Here is a 21,670-nt window from a genome sequence, read left to right as displayed (position 1 = left end):
ATGATGACTAATTTAGAGATAGTAAAGAGCACATACGAAGGAAAGACTTCCGAAGAGAACGGAAAGAACCTTGCCGTATACCTGGCAGAGAATGCTACATGGACAGAAGCAAAGGGATTCCCTTACGGAGGCACTTATATTGGCTTTGAGGAAGTAACCAGTAACGTTTTCATGCGCCTGGGCAGTGAATGGATAGATTATAAATTCACCGTAGAGGACTATGTAACAGATGACGATAAAGTTGTTGCCTACGGCACATACAGCGGTACTTATAAAAAGACCGGCAGACCATTTACTGCAAGAGTGGCACATCTCTGGAAATTGCAAGATGGCAGGATAATCAGCTTTGAACAATTTGTAGATAGCCAGACAGTAAATAACGCGATATATTAATAAACAGGAACAATGAAAAAGTTAACAGGCGGAGTTTTTAAAAACTCCGCCTGTTTTTTATAGGGATAAATTTTTCCCTGTCTCCCTATTAACGGTTACCCCTTACCTTTGGGAAAATATTTTCCTGTATGTACGAAAAGAAAATTCCCGAATTGTTGGATTGTGGCCTTGCAATCTCTGTAAAAGTGATAGGCGGTAAATGGAAAGCCTGGATCATTGACTGTATCAAACGGGATGTTAAACGTCCAAGTGCTATTCACAGGGAGATGAATATAGTTAACCCGAGAATTATCAATCTGCACCTAAAAGAACTGGAAGAGTACGGAATCATCTGTAAAAAAGTATATGCTGAGGTCCCTGCCCGTGTAGAGTACTGTTTCACTCCCGTAGGCGAAAGCATTTTACCGGTCATCCAGGTATTGGAGGATTGGGGTAACCAGCACAGGGAGTATATTCAGCATAATCAGGCTGAATATAGGGAAGACGCTGTGCCGGTGCTCAGATGATCCTTATGCATTCTTTCTCAGTACCTTGATAATGGCTGCATGTTCTTCCTGACCATATCCTGCATCCATTGCCCTTTTGAACAGGCTGGCAGCAAATACTGGCAGCTCAGTACTGATACCGGCTTCTTTTGCTTGTTGCACCAGTAGCTGAAGGTCATCTCCGGTTGTTTTAACGGTGCTCTCCGGATCACTGAAGCGGTTATGCTGGATCACCTCTCCCATATTCCTTGACTCGATAGCCAGGATAGGTGAGATCCCTTCTATTAGCCTGCCGAAATCATCTGCCCGTAGCCCTTCATTTTCACACACCAGCGCACCATGACAAAAGCCTATCCAGCTTCCGGCCAGGTAAGCCAGTACTGCGGCAAAAAGTGCTCCTGATGCTCCCGGTTCTTCTCCCACAAAGCTGAGATTACCTGCCAGGGCACGGAGTTGTGCTTCCATCTGGTTATACTTGTCTTTATTGCCCGAAATGGTAACAGTTGCCTGCTCAGTACCTACCTGGCTTGGCCAGGCGAGGATATCACCGTTCAGGCACACAGCGCCTTGCTGCTTCGCCCATTTTTCCAGCAACCGTGCATCATTCGGCGTACCTGTGCTTAATTGCACCAGCACGCGGCCTGATAAAGCAGTTGCTACTCCCTCGTTATCAAATATCTTTTTTGTTGCCTGGTAGTCAGATACACATACCACCACCAGCGGGCTCGCTTCAATCGCCGCCGCAGGACTATCTGCCAGCTGCGCGCCTTTCTCTTTAAGAGGAATTGCTTTAGCGGTATCCCGGTTCCATACGGTTACATTGAATCCTTTTACCAGCAGCGCCCGGGCTATAGCTGCTCCCATCGATCCCAGGCCTATTACGGTTACTCTCTCTTTCATAACTTCATTTTAATGTTTAACGATGCTGCAAGTTACCCACCCTGAAAACGGCCGGCAATACGGGATAAAAGATTCAGATAGGGGAAAAATTTATCCGTCAGATGACGGTAGTTTCTCTTGAAAGCTTCTGATACTTTCTTAATCCACAAGGTGGTACTTCAGCTTGAATTTTTTAGCCGGCCGCAGGCCAAACTCTTCTCTCTCAAAAAAGGGTTTCGCCGAAGGCGAAACCCTTTTTTGAGCAGTTTTTCCTGATTGTACATCAAAAAGGAATTTAAACTGTTGCACTACTTTCCTCAACACTTTTTGTTTATTTACTTTAATTCCCATAAACTTGTAACTCAATAGGATTCCTATCTCTCACTCTGTTATTTAACTCCTCCTTTTTTATTAATCAATTCAGCTACTCGGCCGCATGGCTGGGAAGCCATTCATTCATTGTAATGTTAATCCATATGGTACAACGTGAAGATATTCTCTGGAAGGGAGTTTTAGAGGAAGTATTTGATGATTTTTTACGGTTTTTTTATTTGCCGCAGACGGTGAGCGATAACGTGTTTGATCTGAGCAGAGGTGTTGTTTTTCTGGACAAAGAACTGGCCCAGCTGTCTCCGCAGGTTAAAGATGAAACTAAAGAAAAAGGTTTATCAACTAAAATAGTTGATAAACTGGTGAAAATATATACTCATAACGGGGAAGAAAAGTGGATATTATTGCATCTTGAAATACAGGGAACATTCAGGAAAGATTTTGCATTCCGGATGTTCACCTATTACTACAAGATACTTGATAAATATCAGCGGCCCGTTGCGGCCTGCGCTATCCTTACAGAGGCTGTTCTTAAGCCTAGAACCGGCATTTATGAGCAGGAGATTATGGGTACCAGTATCCGCTACCAGTTTAAAATTTGTAAGATCGCAGAACAGGATGATGCAGCGTTATGGGCATCTGATAATCTGTTTGCATTAGTGGTATTAATTGCGAAATCCAAGTTTATAGGAAAGAATATTAAGGATCCTGACGAGCGGGATAAAGCTTTATTAACCTTCAAATGTGAATTGCTACAGGTGTTAGATTCGCGGTCAATACCCGAACGGAAAGCCAATGCATTGCTCAAGTTCCTGGTGCATTATGTTCAATTTGAAACTATAGAGTATAGTAAGATTTTTAATAACAAAATACAAAACAATAGAACTATGACTTCAGACGATTATTTTAAGCTTTATGTAAGGCTGCAAGGCAGGGATGAAGGCAGAAAAGAAGGCAGAAAGGAAGGTAAAAAGGAAGGTCGTCAGCTGGCAAAGACAGAAGACATTAGACGTCTTTTGACCCTTACTGATTTCAGCGGGGAAAAAATCGCTGAATTGGTGAATATGCCAATTAGCTTTGTTCAAAAGATACATGAAGAGCTTCAGAAGGAAACTAAAGAGGCTTACCATGAAGCAGGTAAATGAAAATCTTAATTTGTTTACAACGTGCCATAGACAGAAAATGAATGCCGCACTCTCACTGAGAGGCGGCTTTTTCCAGTAGTTCCTTTTCCCTTAATAGAGTTCTCCTTTCAGCAGCAGACGTTACAAGCGCAATAGCCGCATCATAATGCTTCACCGCCATAGAAAGGGATGTTGAAGCATACAAATACCCCAATAAAGCATGATAAGCACTATTCCCCTCCAACCCCAGTTTCTCCGCTTCTACCCTCCCCTGTTCATACCCATAAACCTTTGCAAAAGCAAAAGTCCTGTTCAACGCAGTAACAGCAGAATATTCCATCACAATCAGCTCATTATACAACTGCAGGATATACTCCCATTTCCTCTCATTCTCCGGCGCAATATGCCAGTAAGCAATCCCCGCTTCAAGATGATACTTAGAAACCTCGTTCCCGGAACATGCATTCACCAGGTAATAATTCCCTTTATCAATTAGATCCTGGTCCCAGAGCCCTTTATCCTGCTGCTCAAACAGGACAGTCTCTCCCTCATCATTGGTCCTGGCATCAAGCCTGGAACTTTGATAACACATCAGCGCCAGCAAAGCATTGACGGAGGTCGTATTGGTACTGGCATGTTGAGTAAGAATAAGCGTTAACCGGATAGCTTCCAGGCAAAGATCTTTCCTGATCATCTGGTCATAGGTCTTTGAAAAATATCCCTCATTAAAAAGAAGGTACAGGGTCGTCAATACCACATCCAGGCGCGATTGAATGACGGTATCACTCATACTGACAATCTTAAACTGATCATTCCGCAATTTAGCCCTCGCCCTGAGCAGGCGTTTTTTAATGGTCTCTTTACCGGTTAAGAAAGCATTAGCTATTTCCTCCACACTAAAACCACATAACGCCTGGAGCGCCAGGCAAACCTGTGACTCTGCTGAATTTACAGGATCACAGATGGCAAATATCATAGCCAGCTGACTATCCGAAATATGCTGCTCTGTAAAAAAGATATCAGTCTCTTGCTGCTCTTCTGTTTTCAGCGCTTCAGCAATTTTCGTCTCAAACGTTTTTGCCCGTTTAAGGTAGTCCTTTGTTTTGTTGCTGGCAACTGTATACAACCATGCCGCCGGATTCTCCGGCACACCACTCCTGTTCCATGTCTCCACTGCCTTCAAGAAAGTTTCACTGACAAGATCTTCCGCCAGCTGCATTTGCTGTAACCCAAAATGACGGCACAGAACTGCCGTCATTTTGTTATATTCTGACCTGAACAGATGTTGCAGAAGAGGATGATGTGATGAGCTGAATTCCTTCATGCAGCGTCAATTATATTTGCGCTTTGATACCTCTCTTACTTCAATATTCCCGTTCAGCTTGAAAATAGGGTTCTCTTTCGCTATTGCTACAGCTTCATCTATATCTTCTGTTTTAACTATCACATAGCCGGCAATAAACTCCTTTGTCTCTGTAAACGGACCGTCTGTCACCACGTTACCAGGCCTCACTGTTTTAGCACTATCTGTATCCGGTAAAAGGGCATTCCCTTTGTCAGCAAGTTTATTCCGGGAAGCGATACTTGCCAGCCAGTTCATTCTTTCCTGCATCTGTTCCGGAGTAGGCTTGCAGTGGGCAACATCATCTACTCTGAAAATTAACATAAACTCCTTCATATACTGAATTTTACTGCTTTTTATGATAATAAATATAAGAAATAACCAGCGCCGCTGCGGCCACGCCGGGGGCAATAAAACTACCAAAAGATGCCTGGATGACAATAAAGGAAATGATAGCTGCTGTTACATTAATACCCGTGCCTGCATAAGCCCATTCTTTTATATTCACGGGTAACGGAGATAATAATACTATTCCGCCGGCAATTTTAAAAAAGGCCAGCATGATCCCGAAATAATGAGGATAGCCCATAGCGGTAAGCGTACTGGCAAAATCCGGCGAAGCAAAAAGCCCCCAGGCTCCATAAAAGGATATTGCGGAAATAATGCCTGTTGAAGACCAATAGATTAACTTGTTTGTCATAATAATTACATTTTCATTGCTATGACGAACGAAAGTTAAAAAGGGGGACATATTAATATGCCCCCCTCAAAATTATTTTTAACCAGCCAGCCTCATCACCATTTTATCAGCACCTGAACTCCCTCAGGAGCATTCTCAAAGCCGAGAAAACAGGTTTTAGAACTTTCATCCCATGAAGTCTTTACATCTTTTATCTCCTCCCCTTTACTATTTTTCACAATAGTCTCTACAGGCGCCTTTGGCAGCAATACCCGCATGGCATTAGTCGTCTTCGCCGGGCTTTTCGTAATAAAACTATAGCTGCCGGAAGTCACCTGCTCATCATAAACCCTCGCTGCTGCCGCCAGCACTTTCGGCTCTTTCCTGTCCGTTATCCTGTTCATGTCATACAGCAAAGCCTGTGTCCCCGGAGAAACTACCTTTTCTCTTAACACAGGCAATTCCGGGTTAAAGAGGTCAATTACAGGACCTTTAACAACATACGGTTGATTATCCGTGCCTTCATCCATCACAGCAACAACATCATAAGGTCCTCTTTCCAGGTACAGGCTGTTCTTCACTACCAGCTTCCCTGCCTTCGCACCATTTTCATATGCTTTCTTTATCAGGCTGACATAGCGGTCGCCTGGGCCCATTACAAACTCTTTAGGATGCTGACGCATCACATATACCATCCCTTTTCCGACTTTAAAGGAATTATCCGCATCCGGTTTTACCCCCAGCAGCTTAAACAGGTGTTCTGAAGGCGCTTTATATTGATTCCCCCTGGTATTCCACCATTCCATGACAGATTGATACGGATCATCATCCCGGCCGCAATAAACCAGCACACCGCCTTTTTTTACCCATGCGGCCAGCTGCTCATGCACATGAGCACTTATAGGCTTCATGTTTGAATAACTCATGACCAGCACCTTAATATCCTTCAGTGAGGCTGCAAAGCCAAGATTCTCCATATGTACCGTCTGCACTGGTATACCCAGCTTTAATAAGGGTAACGTCTGTCCATAGAAATTGGAAAACTGCGGGTCCTCAAAGCCATTATGTGTAGGGAAACGCTGGAACATCAGGGAATTCCCCATCAGTACGCCTATGCCATTCACACCGGAAACACGGTTGGCAGACAATGGCATGTCGTTCAACGCATTCACCATCACCTGCATCTGCGTGGAATAATATCTGGGGATCAGCACACTGCTGTCACTGTTGGCAATCTTATATGGCCGCGTGTAAATGCGTTCCGGCCAGGGCATTACCTCATAATCAGCTACCATAGGGTATAACAGCTTTGCAGTGAAGGTCGCTTCATAATTGCGCTTATAGTCACTCCAGTCCCGGGGCCAGTCTTCTATAGGATCTGTAAGAAAGAATAGCTTCCTGTGTGTAGGGGCCGTCATAGATACCATAGAACCATATTCCAGGAAAGCATTCTCAAAAACCCTTTCTTTCCGCAGGCCATTGTAATAAACAGGCTCCCGGGAAGTCCCCGTCCAGACCTGCGCAATATAGCCGTCAATTCCGGGTAGTGAAGCCAGGCTGGCTTCCGGGCTGACAATCATCCAGGAAGAGTAATTCACCAGGGAGTGCGTAGGAATATATACTTTCACATTCATTCCCTTACTTTTACCATATGCTTTTGCATACCCGGATACCTCCTTAATGGCATTATAATACAGATGATATTTCAGCTTATTGGAGAGATAAGTATTCTCTGCCGATTCATGCTGCGGTCGCCACGGAAAACCATAATAAGCCTGCCATTCTTTTTTAAACACAGCGCTGTAACCCGCCCGGGCCCAGAATTCAGGTTCTTCCAGGTAGATAGCGCTGATACCTGCATCTATCACTTTTTTGATCACAGCCGTTTTCATGTATTCCACAAACGATTTCTCTGGCACTATATAGGGCATATTCCTTCCATGCCAGATTGTATCCCCATCTCTCTCCACTTGCCCCACACCAAGGTGTTGCTGCCCATCCCATCTGCCCAGGAAATAATCCTCATACTGCCCCCAGGCAATACCGGTCATAAAATGTGTATTATAACCATGATCTTTCCATGAGCGCACACGCTCTTCAAACGTGATGTTCTTCCGGTCATTGGCGCCATAGATAATGGCAATATCTGACCTTACATCTATCTCAGGCATCCAGGAACTGCTTGTCTGGAAAGCGGTTTTTTCGCTCTGCTGAGCGTTAACGCTATAAACAATACAGAAGCAATAGAAAATGATCAACACTTTTTTCATCAGTCAGATAATTTAAGGAACATCCACAGCTATAGCCTCATTGTAATTATACCTGTTGGTGCCTTCCACACTGTAGTTGATACGGGCGCCGGCACGCAGATAGTACTTAGTGCCGCTATAAGGCAGTATAGGCGTCGTTACAGTAAGCGTTTGCCCCAGCACACTATTGGGATTGCTGACAGAGACCGTATACCGGGAATCATAATTGTTGTCTCCTACATTATAGCTTGAAGAATTTACATACAGGTAGATATTGGTACATTCCTGCTGAAATGCCGGGTCCGTAGTCCCCCTTTCCACTTTGAACTGCACCGTTATTGTTTTATCCGCATTGACAACAGGAGTACCTACCCATGACAAAACGAGGAAAGGAACAACTGTAAAGTCCTGCGTTACTGTCCCGTTAATATCGGCAGTAACGCTTCCGTTACGGGTAGTATCCCCGTTACTGTCAGTCAGCACAAGTGGAACAAAAGCTCCCAGCGGAAGTACATTGTAGGTGCCACGGGGCACCATGGAACATTCATATTCGCCATTTTGCTTACTGGTAAAATACCATGCTGTAGGATGGGTGGTATAACTAAGGTCCAGCATCCTGAAACGCACCCCATTATCCCCCACTTCAGTTTCCAACCCTTTTCCCGTAATAGAATCTGTCAGCACTCCTTTCAGCGTCATACCGGGCTTTTCGTAGTTGTCGTATTTCTTACAGGCTGCGAGAGATAACAACCCCAGTATAAAAGTTATATAATGTATTTTCATCTTCCTGGTTTGAATTAATGAAAAGATCAGTACCCTGCATTCTGAACCACCTTGGTACTTGTTGATATAGCGGCTGATGGTATCTCCTGGTAATACCACCTTGTATCAAATGTATAAGTATCACCACTTTCGTCGTACCGTGAATCAAAGAAGTATTTTCCTGCAAGATCTGCATAGAAAGGCATTAACGTACGCCAGCGGGTGTTTGATTGCTCACCGGCTATTATCCTCCAGCGTTTCAGATCCCACCACGTCTTGTTCTCAAAGGCCAGTTCTTTACGGCGCTCTTTACGCACTGCCTTTATGAAATTATCTGTGGATCCCTTTTCTTCACCCGAAAGAAGCGTTGCACCAGCTCTTGACCTTATTTTATCTATAGCACTGTAGGCATCGCTCAGGTAAGATGAGTTACCTAAGGAGGCCAGTTCTGCGGCAGCCTCGGCGCGTGTCAGCAATACTTCCGCATAACGCATCTCTATCCATGGCTGATCTGACCTGTTCTCCAGCACCTGGTCCTGGGTCAGGCTTTCATTCAGCCACTTCCTTATAGTGAATCCTGTCATGGCACACGTTTCATCACCATAGAAAATACCACTTGCCCCGGCGGGGTTCATCTTTGTGCCATTATGAAGGGTATAGGCGGTCTGACTGCCGCTGGACGAAGTAACGAGCACTCCTGCGCTGCCGGAATTCTCATATTTTACCGTGCTGCCTTCGGGGATTAGCCTGCTGATGGATGTAGTGGACGTACCCTTGTAGATACCCCGCCATATCTGGCAGGATACGCCCTTGAACATATCGCCCGGCAGGATCACCGTGGCCCTTAACCTTGGCTCTGCATTGGCAAAGAACTGCATTGTGCTGTCATACAGTTTATACGTTCCGTCAGCGTTATATACATTTAAATGCCCGTTGGCATCCTTGTCCATACCGTCAAACATCTCAACGAAGTTTAGAGTGGGATTGGTTTCGGAAGAGTACCCGTTAGCACCCTTGTATTGGGCTGGTACGTTATAGGCATCATACCCGTGCACAGATTCCGGATAACCGTACTGCTTTACAAAAATGGCTTCAGAACTGGTTAACCTGGAAAAGAGGTTCAGGTAGTTTTTATACTGGGCATCCCGGTCATTGGCGGCCCACTCATTCATATATAATGAATATCCTCCGCCATCTGCGGCAACTGCTGCTTCATATGCCTTAATAAAGAAATCAGGGGCCAGATCAGCGCTCATCCCGCATAAACGTATGCCTCCGTTATTCAGCGTATTTGTATTGTATTTGGCTATAGAACCGGCATGCAGCATTGCACGGGCCTTGAAGGCATAGGCGGCATATCTACTGGCGCGGCCGGTCTGGTTGGTGGCAGGTAATAAAGCAATAGCACTGTCAAAATCAACGGCAACCTGCTTCCAGGTATCTTCTTCTGAAGATCGGGCAATATCCACGTCCTTGATAGTCTCTTCAGGATAGTTAAGCACATTCGTCACCAGCGGTACGCCTCCATAACGCTTCACTAACGCATAATAGGTAAATGCACGGATAAAATAGCATTCCCCTTTATACATGTTCACCGCCGTTGCAGAATACCTGTCTGCATAACCATCAATATGCTGCAGGAAATAATTACATTCTCTTATCAGTGTATAAAAATCACTCCAGGTATCCCCATAATCGGAAGAAGTAGATTCTGAGATAGAAGAGCTCACCTCCCGGCATAACGCCTCTCCGGTCATAGAAGCGGGTACTCTGAGAACATAAAAGCGGTGAAAGAGATACTGGGGCCCATACCGGAAATCTTCTATTGGCATTTCGCTGTATATACGGGCCATATATGATGTGATACCTGCTTCAGAGCCAAATATATCCTCATCCTGTATGATGTTGGTAGGTGAGATATCCAGCCTGGTACATGAAACGAACCAGACACCGGCTACGAACAATATGATATATTTAAATGTTTTCATGGTCGTTTTTATTAGAAGTCGATGTTAAAGCCCAGGTTATATGATCTGTTCAGCGGATATACATTCCCATAACTATCATTAGGATGTTCCGGATCAATGAACTTCATCCCGGACCATGTATGCGCATTATATTCATTGATATATATCCTGGCCCCTCTTATCCCTATTCTTTTCAACAGGGCTGAAGGAACAGTATATCCTATTTCAACTGTTTTCAGACGCAGATAGCTGGCGTTATTATATGCAGCGGTCGAGTTAGACCTGGGTACCGTACCGGTATAAGCATACTTTCCCTTCACCCATTGCGTATTTGGATCATAAGGATTCGCTGTAGGATCAACCGGGTGCCACCTGTCCATGAACATCTCCAGCGCGTTTGAATAGTTGGAGCCCCATATCGGTTCTGCCAGTATTTCCACATAGTTTACATACACTTTTGCCGCTCCCTGGAACAGCAGGCTGGCATCAAACCCCTTCCACGAAAAATTCATGGTCAAACCAAATGTCATCATCGGCCTGCCACTATAACTGATAGGCTGCAGGTCTTTGTCAGAAATGATACCATCATGATTGGTATCCTCGTATTTATAGTCGCCGGGCAAGGTTCCATCGTCATATTTAACGGGACTATTGGCTATTTCCTCGTACGACTGGAACTGCCCTATGGCCTTATATCCCCATACAATATCTGAATACCGGTTATTGTTATTGCTCAGCCATTCAGCATAGCTGCTGCCATACGACCCGATTTCCTGGTGAGTATATTTCGTACGCGTATATCCGAACGTCCCCCTTAACGAATAATTTACCTCCCCGATACGATACTGGTGATTTACCTCCAGGTCAATACCCCGGGTCAGGTCGCCATTCAGGTTCTCCTCAGGCAGATCGGCTCCTACTACAGAAGGCAGGCTTATACTACGGGTAGCTAACAACCCGTCACGCTTACGCTGAAAGTAATCCACCGTTAACCCCAGTATGCCATTCTTTGCATTAAGGTCCAGGCCAACATCAAACGTTTTAGCTGTGTACCATGTAATATTCTTGTTCGCTATGCCCTTGCTGACAGAACTGTTCACGAAAGTTCCGCCAAAGTATGATCCACCCGGCAATTCATTGGAGTTACCATCAGCCGGGTAGTTATAACCATTTAAATACTGGTACGTAGAAGCATTGTCATCACCCAGCACACCATATGAAGCCCTGAACTTCGCATTGTCAATGAACGGGATATTTAGAGCCTTCCAGAAACTCTCATCAGTAAACCGCCACCCGATAGAACCGGACGGAAAAAAGCCCCAGCGCTGGGATGCAGCGAACCGTGAAGATCCGTCATACCGGAAGCTGAACTCCGCCAGGTATTTCCCTTTAAAGTTGTAATTGAGCCTGCCCACATAACCTATATTGGCGTAATCATAGAGATCGTTTGCATCGGTGGACATATACCCTTCCTGGTTATTACTGTTCCCGGCAGAGATCTGGTCCAGCTGCAGTGCTAATTCCCTTTGGGCATACAGGTTATCCCCCTTCCTGGATTGTCCTTCATATAGTACTAGGGCACTCACATTATGTACATTATTGAAGGTCCTGTTATAATTCAGGGAGTATTGTGTCAGCACTGACTGTTTGGTATAGTACTCCCGGCGCACAGTACTGGGACTCTGATTGGTTACCGGTTTATAACTGTCAGCAGCATCGTCGTAGTCGTACAGGTTATAAGTCCTTTTATATGCTTTATTATCCAGTATCTGGTAATCATAACCGAACATACCTTTTGCTCTTAACCCCGGGATGAAAGGAACATCGTATTCAAGGCTGGCGGCCGACTGAAACCACTTATTGTTATACTTCCTGTACCCACTCTTGCTGGCATCCGCCATAGCAACAGGATTAGAACCATCAACAAAACCATTCTGCAGGTAATTGGGATTGTTGTTCGCATAGATAGGTTGAATGGCGGCAGATCTTTCCATAGAACGTATGATCCAGTCCGTACTTTCATAGTTTTTGTCAGACTGGTCATAGATGCCGTTCATCTGCACATTGATCTTGAGATTGTTTGATATCTGGCCGGTCACATTTGATCGTAAGTTGTAACGGTCATAATTATTACTGTTGCTGCGGATGAAAGATTTCTGTGTCAGGTAACCTATAGAAGCATAGTATTGCACTTTATCAGACCCGCCGCTTGTACTCAGGGTATGCTGCATTTGCGGGGCCGTCTTTCTCAAAACGGCATCATACCAGTCTGTGCCCGTTTTCGAACCGTTCCTGTATGCCTCTATCTCATCAGGTAAATAACGGAGAGTACCCCCGCTTTGATTGTGCATGGATTTCTCATTCGCAAGCGTCATCCAGTCAGCAGCACTGGTGCTCTTGGGAGAACCGATAGGGGTCTGAAGCCCGAAATTCGCACTGTAGCTTATCTGGGTGGCGCCAACCTTACCACGCTTGGTGGTGATCAGCACTACGCCGTTTGCCGCACGAACACCGTATACAGATGCTGCAGCATCTTTCAGTACAGATATACTCTCAATATCTTCCGGGTTTAACCTCGACATATTAGTACGGGGTATACCATCAATGATAACCAACGCATCACCAAGGCCCCTGATGTCGAATGTATTATTGAACTCCCCGGGCTCGGACGATTTCTGCACCACACGCACTCCTGCCAGCTTACCGGTTAGCATATTCATCACGTTCTCATTTTTGGTAACGATGATGTCCGCACCCTTTATAGATGTTACGGCCCCGGTAACAGTTGCCTTCGTCTGCAGACCATAACCCACCACCACCACCTCGCTTAATGCCTTGTTCTCTGAAGAAAGCTGTACGTCAATCACACCTCTGTTATTTACAGGTACCTCTTTGGTGGTAAACCCAATAAAGGTGAACACTAATGTAGCATTGCCATCAGGTACGTTCAGGGTATAACTCCCGCTTGCATCCGTGGTGGTTCCTTTACCCGTTCCCTTAATACCGATGCTGACACCAGGAAGGGGCTCATTATTTTCATTGGTGACCTTACCCTTTACCGTTATAGCCTGAGCCGGCGCCGGAGGCATTATCGCCTTCTGCTTTATAATGATAGTTTTCTTTTTGATCGTATAATCCAGTGGCTGGTCCTTAAAGCAAAGCTTCAGCGCCTCTTCAAGAGGAAGATTGCGAACTGCAATGCTTATAGGTCTTGCCTCCGCCAGCATAAGTGTATTATACAGGAAATTGTACCCGCTTTGCTTTTTAAGCGCTGCCAGGACTTTTTCAAGTGGCGCGTCATTTTCATTCAGCGTAATGCTCTGCGCAAATCCTGACGCGCTTACCTGCAGGAGGGCCGCCATAAAAAAGAGGAATGTGAACCGTAGCCTGAGTGGAACGCGGAATCCCCATTCTTCCCGGAAGTGTAGGTAGAATTGCATACATTGTTCGGTTTTGGAATTTTTAAGTATTGATTATGTGGTAAACTGACCGGCTTTCTGTGCATGCAGGTCCCCTTACGGAGCGCCTGTGCGTTCCGGCATATTTAATCCTGGCTGATTGTTAATGTAAACTCAGGGCTTCACTGTTATACGTCTGCCCTGTAAATTAAAGTGGATAGTTTCTGTGAGCTCCAGCATGTCAAGTACCTCCGAGACATCTTCAAACCGCGATATGGTTCCCGAAAACTCCTTGCCTGTCATATTCCCCTGGTATACCACTGTTACGTCATACCAGCGCGTTACTTTCCGCATGATGCTTTGTATGTTTTCATTCTCAAATACAAAGTATCCGTTTTTCCATGCCACTGCTTCCTCCAGGTTGGCCTTACGTGTAGTTATTATACTGTTTGAATCTCCGACAAGTGCCTGCATACCAGGCTTCAGCAAATTTTGTCCTGTATGATTGCTTATCCTTATGGCTCCTTCCAGCAGCGTCACTTTACTCTTTGCCTCATCATTATATGCCATCACATTAAAATGAGTGCCCAGCACAGTTACCGTATTGCCGTTAAAAGATACTTTAAATGGTTTTTCCTTGTTTTTTGCCACTTCAAAATATACTTCACCACTTACTTCCACAGCTCTCTCATCACCATCAAACCTTACAGGAAATCGCAGGGACGAGGCGGCGTTGAGCCAGACCCTGGTACCATCATCCAGCACGATCTGGTATTGCCCGCCAACAGGGGTTGAAATAGTGTTCCTGGAAACGCCGGCTTTTGATGAGGACAGCATGCAGGAATACAATACCTGCCCCTGTTTTGTTTGTTTTACCTCTACCCCGTTCCTGCTGCTGAGTATACCATTCTTCGTACTGTCCAGCACGATTTCAGAACCATCGGCCAGTGTCAATACAGCCTTATTGCCTCCCGGGTTTACGACTTTACCGGAACGCTGCACAACTTTTTTTTCAGAAGATATATCTGGAGATGGATGAAAGAAAAACCTGTAAAAACCGACCGTTACAACTGCAGATATGATGGCAGCGGCCACTGCCACCTTTACTACAGGGCGCAGCCACACCCGTTTCCGGGGCCGCATTTCGTCCTGCAGTCTTTTATATATTTCTGATCTGATCTCCCCTTTATCTCCCATCTCCTCTTTCCACGGGTGTTCTTTTAATTCAAACCCGTCAGCATAACCGGCCAGCAACTCCTTTTCCTGCTCAGTACAATTCCCGGCTAAAAACTTCTCATATAATAAAAGATATTCCTCGGTTGTCATTCAGGTAGTTTATAGATCGTCTGATTAATAAGAGCCTTTTTTTCAGGAGCACACACATAAAATTCAAAAAAAAATTCTTGCCGCAAAATATTTCATTATCTAAATCAAAGTTTTTACCTTTCAATCACGTATGTTTCCACGTATATCATCTGACCACGAATTATGGACTGCTATCCGGCATGGAGATCATGCCGCCTTCTCCATCCTTTTTGACAGATATTGGACCAGCATTTACACAACCGCATACAGCTACCTCAAAGATGAAGCCGCCAGCAAAGAGATCACACACGACATATTCCTGAACATCTGGCTGAAACGGGACCACCTGGAAATACTTTCCTTCCCCGCTTACCTGCGTACAGCAGCAAGGTATCATGTATATAAATATATAAAGCAGGCAAAGGCGTTGCCTGTTCTCTATAGCGCAGAACTGGAAGAATCAGGCAATCATGTTTGCCGCAATGAAGGAGACGAAAACCTGCAATACCAGGAACTCAGAGATAGCATTGACGAACACCTGATGGCATTACCCAGGCGTTGCAGGGAGGTCTTCATCATGAGCCGGCAACAGCATTTAACGAACGACCAGATAGCCGGAAAACTGGGTATCTCCAAAAGGACAGTAGAGAATCAGCTGACACATGCGTTACACCATTTAAGAGGCTTACTGAAGGATATTTCAATAGGGGTACTGATCTGGCTATTTATAAATTCTTAGGCGGCCTGCGGCCGCCCCCCTCCCCTTCAAAAAAAAACGATTTTGCCGAAGGCAAAATCGTTTTTTTTTGAGCAATTCCCACCTTCCTCTTAATTCCATCCACCACCCAATGCCTTGTATATATTCACCATGGCATTCATCTGCTGCTTCTTCGTTTCAATCAGCTCAAACTTTGATTCCAGGGCATCACGCTGCGTCATCAGCACTTCCATATAATCCGCTCTCGCTGATTTGAACAGGTCTCCTGAAATATCGATAGACTGTGTCAATGCCTCTACCTGCTTGGCTTTAAGGTCATAGCTTTTCTCCAGGTTATCGATCTTTGATAGCTGGTTCGCAACCTCTACATATGCATTTAAGATAGTACGCTCATAATTATAAACCGCCTGTATCTGTTTAGCATTGGCAGTGTAATAAGTAGCCTTGATCGCGTTCTTATTGATCAGCGGGGCCATCAGGTCTCCTGCCAGTGAATACAGCAGGGACTTTGGAGTATTTAACAGGTAAGACGGATTAAACGCCTGGTAACCGATAGCCGCAGAAATACCCAGTGAAGGATAGAACTGTGCTTTCGCTGCCTTGATATCCAGGTTAGCTGCTGTTACTTCCAGTTCTGCCTGTTTAATATCAGGACGGTTGGCCAATAACTGTGATGGAATACCGGCATGAACAACAGCAGGCATCGAATTGCCAAAACTTTGCAGATTCCTGGCAATTGGCTGCGGATAACGGCCCAGCAGAAAGTTGATCCTGTTCTCAGTTTCTATGATCTGCTGCTGAATGTCAAACTGCAGACTTTTGGTTTTTAATACTTCCGCCTCAAATTTACGTACTGCCAGCTCCGTTACCCTGGTTGCCTCCTTTTGCAGCTTTACTATCTCAAGGGCATTGGTCTGGATCTCTATGTTCTTCTTCACAATATCCAGCTGATTATCCAATGCCAGCAGCTCATAGTAAGAATTTGCAATTTCCGCTATCAGGTTAGTGATAACAAAGTTCCTCCCTTCAACAGAAGAAAGATACCTGGCAACAGCCGCTTTTTTAGCATTATGCAGCTTATGCCATATATCCACCTCCCAGCTGGCATATGCAGCTATCAGGTAGTCCGGCAACGGGTCAGGCATTTCCTTCCCGGGCTTGATCTCAGTATTCTCTTCCATAGCGCCCTGGGCGGTATACCTCGCGGTCTTGTCAATACCGGCAGCAGCCCTGACACCTACAAACGGTAGATACTCCCCTTTCCTGGCCCTTATTTCATTGCTGGCAATCTCAATTTCCTGCAAAGTAATATTAAGCTCCTGGTTGTTTTTCAGGGCCGTATCAATCAGGGCATTCAGATATGGATCGGTAAAATACTCCTTCCATTTCATCTTTGCCATGTTGGTACTGTCCTGCGAGTTGTTATAACTCGCAGGCACCGCTTTATTCTCTGTCTTTCCGGTTAAATTGGGAACTTTACAAGCTGCATATGCTATAGAAATACAACCCAGTCCTATATATCTGTATATTCTTTTTCTAATAACCATTGTGTTCAATTTCTTCAGATAATGGATTTTCTGCTTCATCTTTAATGATCTTCCGTTTGGACGCTATAGTGCCAAATATGAAGTACAATCCGGGAATGATGATCACACCGAACACCGTTCCGAAAAGCATACCTCCGGCTGCCGCAGTACCTATGGTACGGTTACCGATAGCACCCGGGCCGGTAGCAAATACCAGCGGCAGCAAACCGGCAACAAAGGCAAAGGAGGTCATTAATATCGGACGGAAACGCACCTTGGCTCCTTCTATAGCAGAGTTGAGTATCGTCTCGCCTGACCTGTGCTTCTGCGCAGCAAACTCCACGATCAGTACCGCGTTCTTACCCAGCAAACCAATCAGCATCACCAATCCCACCTGCGCATAGATATTGTTTTCCAGTCCCATGAGATAAAGCAACAGGAATGCGCCACAAATACCTATCGGTAGTGAGAAGATCACTGACAGTGGCAATATGAAACTTTCATACTGGGCAGCAAGCACCATGTATACGAACGCCAGACAGATAAGGAAGATGTAAAGCGCTTCATTACCACGGCCCACCTCATCTTTGGTAATACCACCCCAGTCAATATCATAACCCCTTGGCAGCGTCTGTTTAGCCACTTCCCTGATAGCCTCAATAGCTTCAGCACTGCTGTAACCTGGTGCCGGCGCACCTTTGATGGCCGATGAAGTGAACATGTTATACCTGGTGATCTCATTCAGGCCATAGTATTTATCCAGTCTCATGAAGTCTGAAATAGGCACCATCTCTTCCTTATCATTTTTCACATACAGCTTCATGATGTCTTCAGGCAACGCACGGTACTGCGGAGCAGACTGTACCATCACCTTATACATACGACCATACTTGATAAAGGAAGTTTCATAGTTACTACCTACCAGAATATTGATGGTCTGCATAGCATTGGCAATGGTCACCCCTTTCTGCATCGCTATATCATTGTCAATGCTCAGCTTGAATTGCGGATAGCTGGCGCTGTAGAAACTGAATATAGCGGTCAGCTCCTTGCGTTTCTCCAATGCTGCCACAAATTCCTTGTTCACCGCTTCCATCTTTTTATAGTCCCCGCTACCGGTCTTATCCAGCAGGCGAAGGTCAAAACCACCCGCAGCACCATAACCGGGTACGGCTGGCGGCTGGAAGAACTCTATGGTAGCACCTGGAATATCCTTGGCTTTTTCCTCCAGTTCACGTATAATTTCATCAGCAGAATGCTTACGCTTTTCCCACTCTTCCAGGTCAATCAGACAAGTACCTGCGTTAGACCCCGTACCTTCAGTCAACACTTCATAACCTGCCAGCGCAGAAACAGATTTGATACCCTCTATCTTTTCAGCAATTTTCTGCAGACGTTCAGATATTTCGTTGGTCCTTTCCAGTGAAGATCCCGGCGGCGCCTGGATAATAGCATAGATCATACCCTGGTCTTCCGCAGGAATGAAACCGGAAGGAACTTTACCGCTTAATACCCATGTACCGGCACAGAAGATTATCAGGACGCCGAAAGTAACCAGCCTGCGGTTAGCGATCCGCGTCAGCAGGTTTGTATACCTTCCTGTAAGTTTCTCAAACCTGTTATTGAAAGCATCCAGGAACTTATCTACAGGAGATTTCTTTTTCGGCGTACCATGACTGTGTGGCTTTAATATCATGGCGCAAAGAGCCGGGGTCAGCGTCAATGCCACAATACCGGAAAGGATAATGGCAGTGGCCATAGTGATGGAGAACTGGCGGTAGAATATACCTACAGGGCCCGACATGAAGGCTACCGGAATAAACACCGCAGCCATCAGGAAGGTAATAGCCACAACGGCGCCGCTGATCTCACGGATCACCTTCCTGGTGGCGTTATATGGCGATAGATGCTCCTCCGCCATCTTGGCATGCACCGCCTCGATCACCACTATCGCATCATCCACCACAACCCCGATAGCCAGTACCAGTGCAAACAACGTGATAAGGTTCAGTGTCAGCCCAAAGAACTGCATGAATATAAAGGTCCCTATCAACGATACCGGAACAGCCAGTGCCGGAATAAGGGTAGAACGCCAGTCGCCCAGGAACAGGAATACCACCAGGCCTACAAGAACAAACGCTTCACCCAATGTATGGAGCACTTTCTCAATAGAGGCGTCCAGGAATTTGGAAACGTCATAGCTGATCTCATAATCCATTCCCTTAGGGAAAGATGTACGCTTGATCTCTTCCAGCTTCTCCTTTACCTCCTTGATCACCTGGCTGGCATTACTGCCGTAATACTGTTTCAATACTATAGCTGCCGAAGGCTTTCCGTTCAGGTTGGAGTAGATGTCATAGAAAGAGCTCCCGAATTCAATATCAGCCACATCTTTCAGACGAAGTATCTCCCCGTTGGGGTTTGACCGTAAGATCACACTCCGGTACTCATCTTCCGTAGAGAACCTGCCCGAATATTTGATAGTGTATTCAAAGGCCTGCGACCGCTTACCGGATGCCTCACCGGTTTTACCGGGAGAAGCTTCCAGGCTCTGGTCTGCCAGCGATTTCATCACTTCCTCTGCCGATATTTTATATGCCAGCATCTTGTCCGGTTTCAGCCATATACGCATGGCATACTCACGGGTACCAAGTATACGGGCATTACCTATACCCTGCAACCTTCTCAGCTCCGGCAGGATGTTGATGTCTGCATAGTTGTACAGGAACCTTTCATCCGTTTTCGGATCGGTACTGTAAAGGTTTACATACATCAACATGGCTGGCTGCTCAAGGCTGGTCAGAATACCCTCACGGATAACCAGCGGCGGCAGCTTGTTCAGCACCTTCGCAATACGGTTCTGCACATTCAGCGATGCCTGGTTCGGATCGGTTCCCAGGTCAAACATAACCTGTATGTTAGCCTCCCCTGTGTTGGTAGCGTCAGAGGTCATGTACTTCATACCGGGAACACCGTTGATGGCTCTTTCCAGCGGAATGATAACTGTTTTTACCAGCAACTCGCCATTGGCGCCCGGGTACTCTGCCATCACCTTTACCGTTGGCGGTGAAATAGCAGGGAACTGCGTCACAGGAAGCTGGGTAATACCCAATATCCCCAGGAAAACAATGAGGACGGATATGATTATAGAAAGGACAGGCCTTTTAATAAAGTTACTAAACATGTAATCTGCTTTTTGGTGCTTATACTATTCCGCTTTCAGTCTTAAATGATGGATCACTTCCACCGGTTCTTTGTACTCATAATTGATCTTCTCGTTTTCTTTGGCCTTTTGTACACCTTCAAGCAATATTCTTTCGCCGGCAGCCAGCCCCTCGCTTACTACGAACAGGTCAGGCATTTCAGCGCCAACAGTAATTTCTCTCGATTGTACCACATGATCCTTGTTAACCACATAGACATATCTTTTATCCTGGATCTCATAGGTAGCTTTCTGCGGAATAACCAGCGCATCTTTCAGCGGAACGGCCATCTGCACTTTACCTGTTTCTCCATGTCTCAGCAAACTTTGAGGATTAGGGAACTTTGCCCTGAAAGCAATGTTTCCTGTCTCATTGTTAAACTCACTTTCAATGGTCTCTACTATCCCGGGAAATTTAAATACCTGGTTGTTAGCCATTAACAAGGTTACTTTCGTCTTTTCATTTGCATTGGCACTGGCTTTATAATTCAGGTATTCAGGTTCTGAAACGTTGAAATAAGCAAACATCTGGCTGTTGTCACTCAGACTGGTCAGTAATTCACCTTCATCTATAAGACTGCCCAGCTTTTTTGGCAGACGGTCTATGATACCGTCAAACGGTGCCCTGATCTCAGTGAACGCCAGGTGTACCTTAGCCAGCGCCAGTTCAGCCTTCGCCTTATCAAGCCTGGCATTGGCCATAGCCAGCTCATTCTTGGACACAACATTTTTATCCGCCAGGGCTTTGGTATTCTGCATTTCAATTTCTGCCGCCTTAGCCTCAGCTTCAGCTTTCAGCATTTCTGCCTCGTAGATCTTGGGCATGATCTTGAATAAGAGCTGGCCTGTATGTACAAACTGCCCCTCATCTACAAAAATGTTCTCCAGGTAACCTTTTTCCTGCGCCCTTAGTTCAATGTTACGTACAGAACGGATCTGGGATACATATTCCTTGGTAAATGAAGTGTCCATCTTGATAGGACTGGTAACGAAAAACTTGGTTTCGGCTTCCTTTTCTTCTTTTTTTGTTTTACAGCTTGTATGGCACAGCAAGGCGTACAAGCCCATGAGCATGAGAATTCTCTTCATAGTATATAATGTGTTCTTAATGCAATTCCTGTCTGGTGATACTGGTATGTCAGCATGGTCGCTACAGCGGCCAGACTACTATCAGAATAATAATGATGACGTGGAGTAATAAAGGCAGGAAATACCTATCATACCCGTATAGACCGGTGTACGATATATTTAAATGAGGAGTAATAGGATAAATGTATACAGCAAGGTAAGTCGTTCAGGCTCAGGTTGGAA

16 protein-coding genes are annotated in these 21,670 nt (G+C 45.4%); 4 read left to right on the top strand and 12 right to left on the bottom strand.

The features are described 5' to 3' along the window. Window positions 1–393: a nuclear transport factor 2 family protein gene (locus tag GO493_RS08035; protein ID WP_198315627.1), complete on the top strand. Its 393-nt coding sequence runs from the start codon at window positions 1–3 to the stop codon at window positions 391–393. A 128-nt stretch (window positions 394–521) separates the two neighbouring features. Beyond that, entirely contained in the window at window positions 522–899 is a 378-nt protein-coding gene (locus GO493_RS08030) for a winged helix-turn-helix transcriptional regulator (protein ID WP_157305616.1), read from the top strand. 3 nt (window positions 900–902) lie between these two features. Here the strand turns inward: GO493_RS08030 and GO493_RS08025 are convergent, their stop codons facing one another. Next, window positions 903–1,778, bottom strand: a complete 876-nt coding sequence (locus tag GO493_RS08025) for an NAD(P)-dependent oxidoreductase (protein WP_157305615.1) — start codon at window positions 1,776–1,778, stop codon at window positions 903–905. A gap of 455 nt (window positions 1,779–2,233) precedes the next feature. On the opposite strand from GO493_RS08025, the gene GO493_RS08020 reads away from it, so the two are divergent. Then, the gene (locus GO493_RS08020; RefSeq protein ID WP_157305614.1) at window positions 2,234–3,232 is read left to right on the top strand and encodes an RpnC/YadD family protein; all 999 of its coding nucleotides are present in this window, start codon (window positions 2,234–2,236) and stop codon (window positions 3,230–3,232) included. Window positions 3,233–3,284: 52 nt separating this feature from the next. On the opposite strand, the gene GO493_RS08015 is transcribed toward GO493_RS08020, so the two are convergent. The 8 genes from GO493_RS08015 to GO493_RS07980 all read right to left on the bottom strand — a co-directional run bounded on the left by GO493_RS08015 (window position 3,285) and on the right by GO493_RS07980 (window position 14,934). Then, window positions 3,285–4,535, bottom strand: coding sequence for an RNA polymerase sigma factor (locus GO493_RS08015; RefSeq protein WP_157305613.1), 1,251 nt, complete (start codon window positions 4,533–4,535; stop codon window positions 3,285–3,287). A gap of 6 nt (window positions 4,536–4,541) precedes the next feature. After that, on the bottom strand, window positions 4,542–4,889 hold the full coding sequence (locus tag GO493_RS08010; RefSeq protein WP_157305612.1) for a YciI family protein: 348 nt from the start codon (window positions 4,887–4,889) through the stop codon (window positions 4,542–4,544). A gap of 10 nt (window positions 4,890–4,899) precedes the next feature. Further along, complete coding sequence (locus GO493_RS08005; RefSeq protein ID WP_157305611.1) at window positions 4,900–5,253, bottom strand: DoxX family protein; 354 nt, start codon at window positions 5,251–5,253, stop codon at window positions 4,900–4,902. A gap of 95 nt (window positions 5,254–5,348) precedes the next feature. Next, window positions 5,349–7,502, bottom strand: coding sequence for a hypothetical protein (locus GO493_RS08000; RefSeq protein ID WP_157305610.1), 2,154 nt, complete (start codon window positions 7,500–7,502; stop codon window positions 5,349–5,351). 12 nt (window positions 7,503–7,514) lie between these two features. Continuing rightward, entirely contained in the window at window positions 7,515–8,264 is a 750-nt protein-coding gene (locus tag GO493_RS07995; protein ID WP_157305609.1) for a DUF3823 domain-containing protein, read from the bottom strand. A 26-nt stretch (window positions 8,265–8,290) separates the two neighbouring features. Continuing rightward, complete coding sequence (locus GO493_RS07990) at window positions 8,291–10,231, bottom strand: RagB/SusD family nutrient uptake outer membrane protein (RefSeq protein ID WP_157305608.1); 1,941 nt, start codon at window positions 10,229–10,231, stop codon at window positions 8,291–8,293. 11 nt (window positions 10,232–10,242) lie between these two features. Then, window positions 10,243–13,650: a SusC/RagA family TonB-linked outer membrane protein gene (locus GO493_RS07985; protein ID WP_157305607.1), complete on the bottom strand. Its 3,408-nt coding sequence runs from the start codon at window positions 13,648–13,650 to the stop codon at window positions 10,243–10,245. Window positions 13,651–13,782: 132 nt separating this feature from the next. After that, window positions 13,783–14,934: a FecR family protein gene (locus GO493_RS07980; protein WP_157305606.1), complete on the bottom strand. Its 1,152-nt coding sequence runs from the start codon at window positions 14,932–14,934 to the stop codon at window positions 13,783–13,785. Between the two features lie 130 nt (window positions 14,935–15,064). On the opposite strand from GO493_RS07980, the gene GO493_RS07975 reads away from it, so the two are divergent. After that, entirely contained in the window at window positions 15,065–15,652 is a 588-nt protein-coding gene (locus GO493_RS07975; protein WP_157305605.1) for an RNA polymerase sigma factor, read from the top strand. An 89-nt stretch (window positions 15,653–15,741) separates the two neighbouring features. On the opposite strand, the gene GO493_RS07970 is transcribed toward GO493_RS07975, so the two are convergent. The 3 genes from GO493_RS07970 to GO493_RS07960 are packed head-to-tail and all read right to left on the bottom strand — an operon-like array spanning window position 15,742 to window position 21,448. Beyond that, complete coding sequence (locus GO493_RS07970; RefSeq protein WP_157305604.1) at window positions 15,742–17,178, bottom strand: TolC family protein; 1,437 nt, start codon at window positions 17,176–17,178, stop codon at window positions 15,742–15,744. After that, window positions 17,168–20,341 carry an efflux RND transporter permease subunit gene (locus tag GO493_RS07965; RefSeq protein WP_157305603.1) on the bottom strand — a complete coding sequence of 1,058 codons (3,174 nt, stop codon included), beginning with the start codon at window positions 20,339–20,341 and terminating at the stop codon, window positions 17,168–17,170. The genes GO493_RS07970 and GO493_RS07965 overlap by 11 nt, the downstream gene beginning before the upstream one ends. 24 nt (window positions 20,342–20,365) lie before the next feature. Continuing rightward, window positions 20,366–21,448 (bottom strand): efflux RND transporter periplasmic adaptor subunit, encoded by a 1,083-nt coding sequence (locus GO493_RS07960; RefSeq protein WP_157305602.1) that lies wholly within the window; start codon window positions 21,446–21,448, stop codon window positions 20,366–20,368. Window positions 21,449–21,670 lie beyond the last annotated feature (222 nt).

The sequence above is a fragment of the Chitinophaga tropicalis genome, assembly GCF_009758205.1.
GTDB lineage: Bacteria > Bacteroidota > Bacteroidia > Chitinophagales > Chitinophagaceae > Chitinophaga > Chitinophaga tropicalis.
This window is presented reverse-complemented; position numbering and strand designations above follow the sequence as displayed.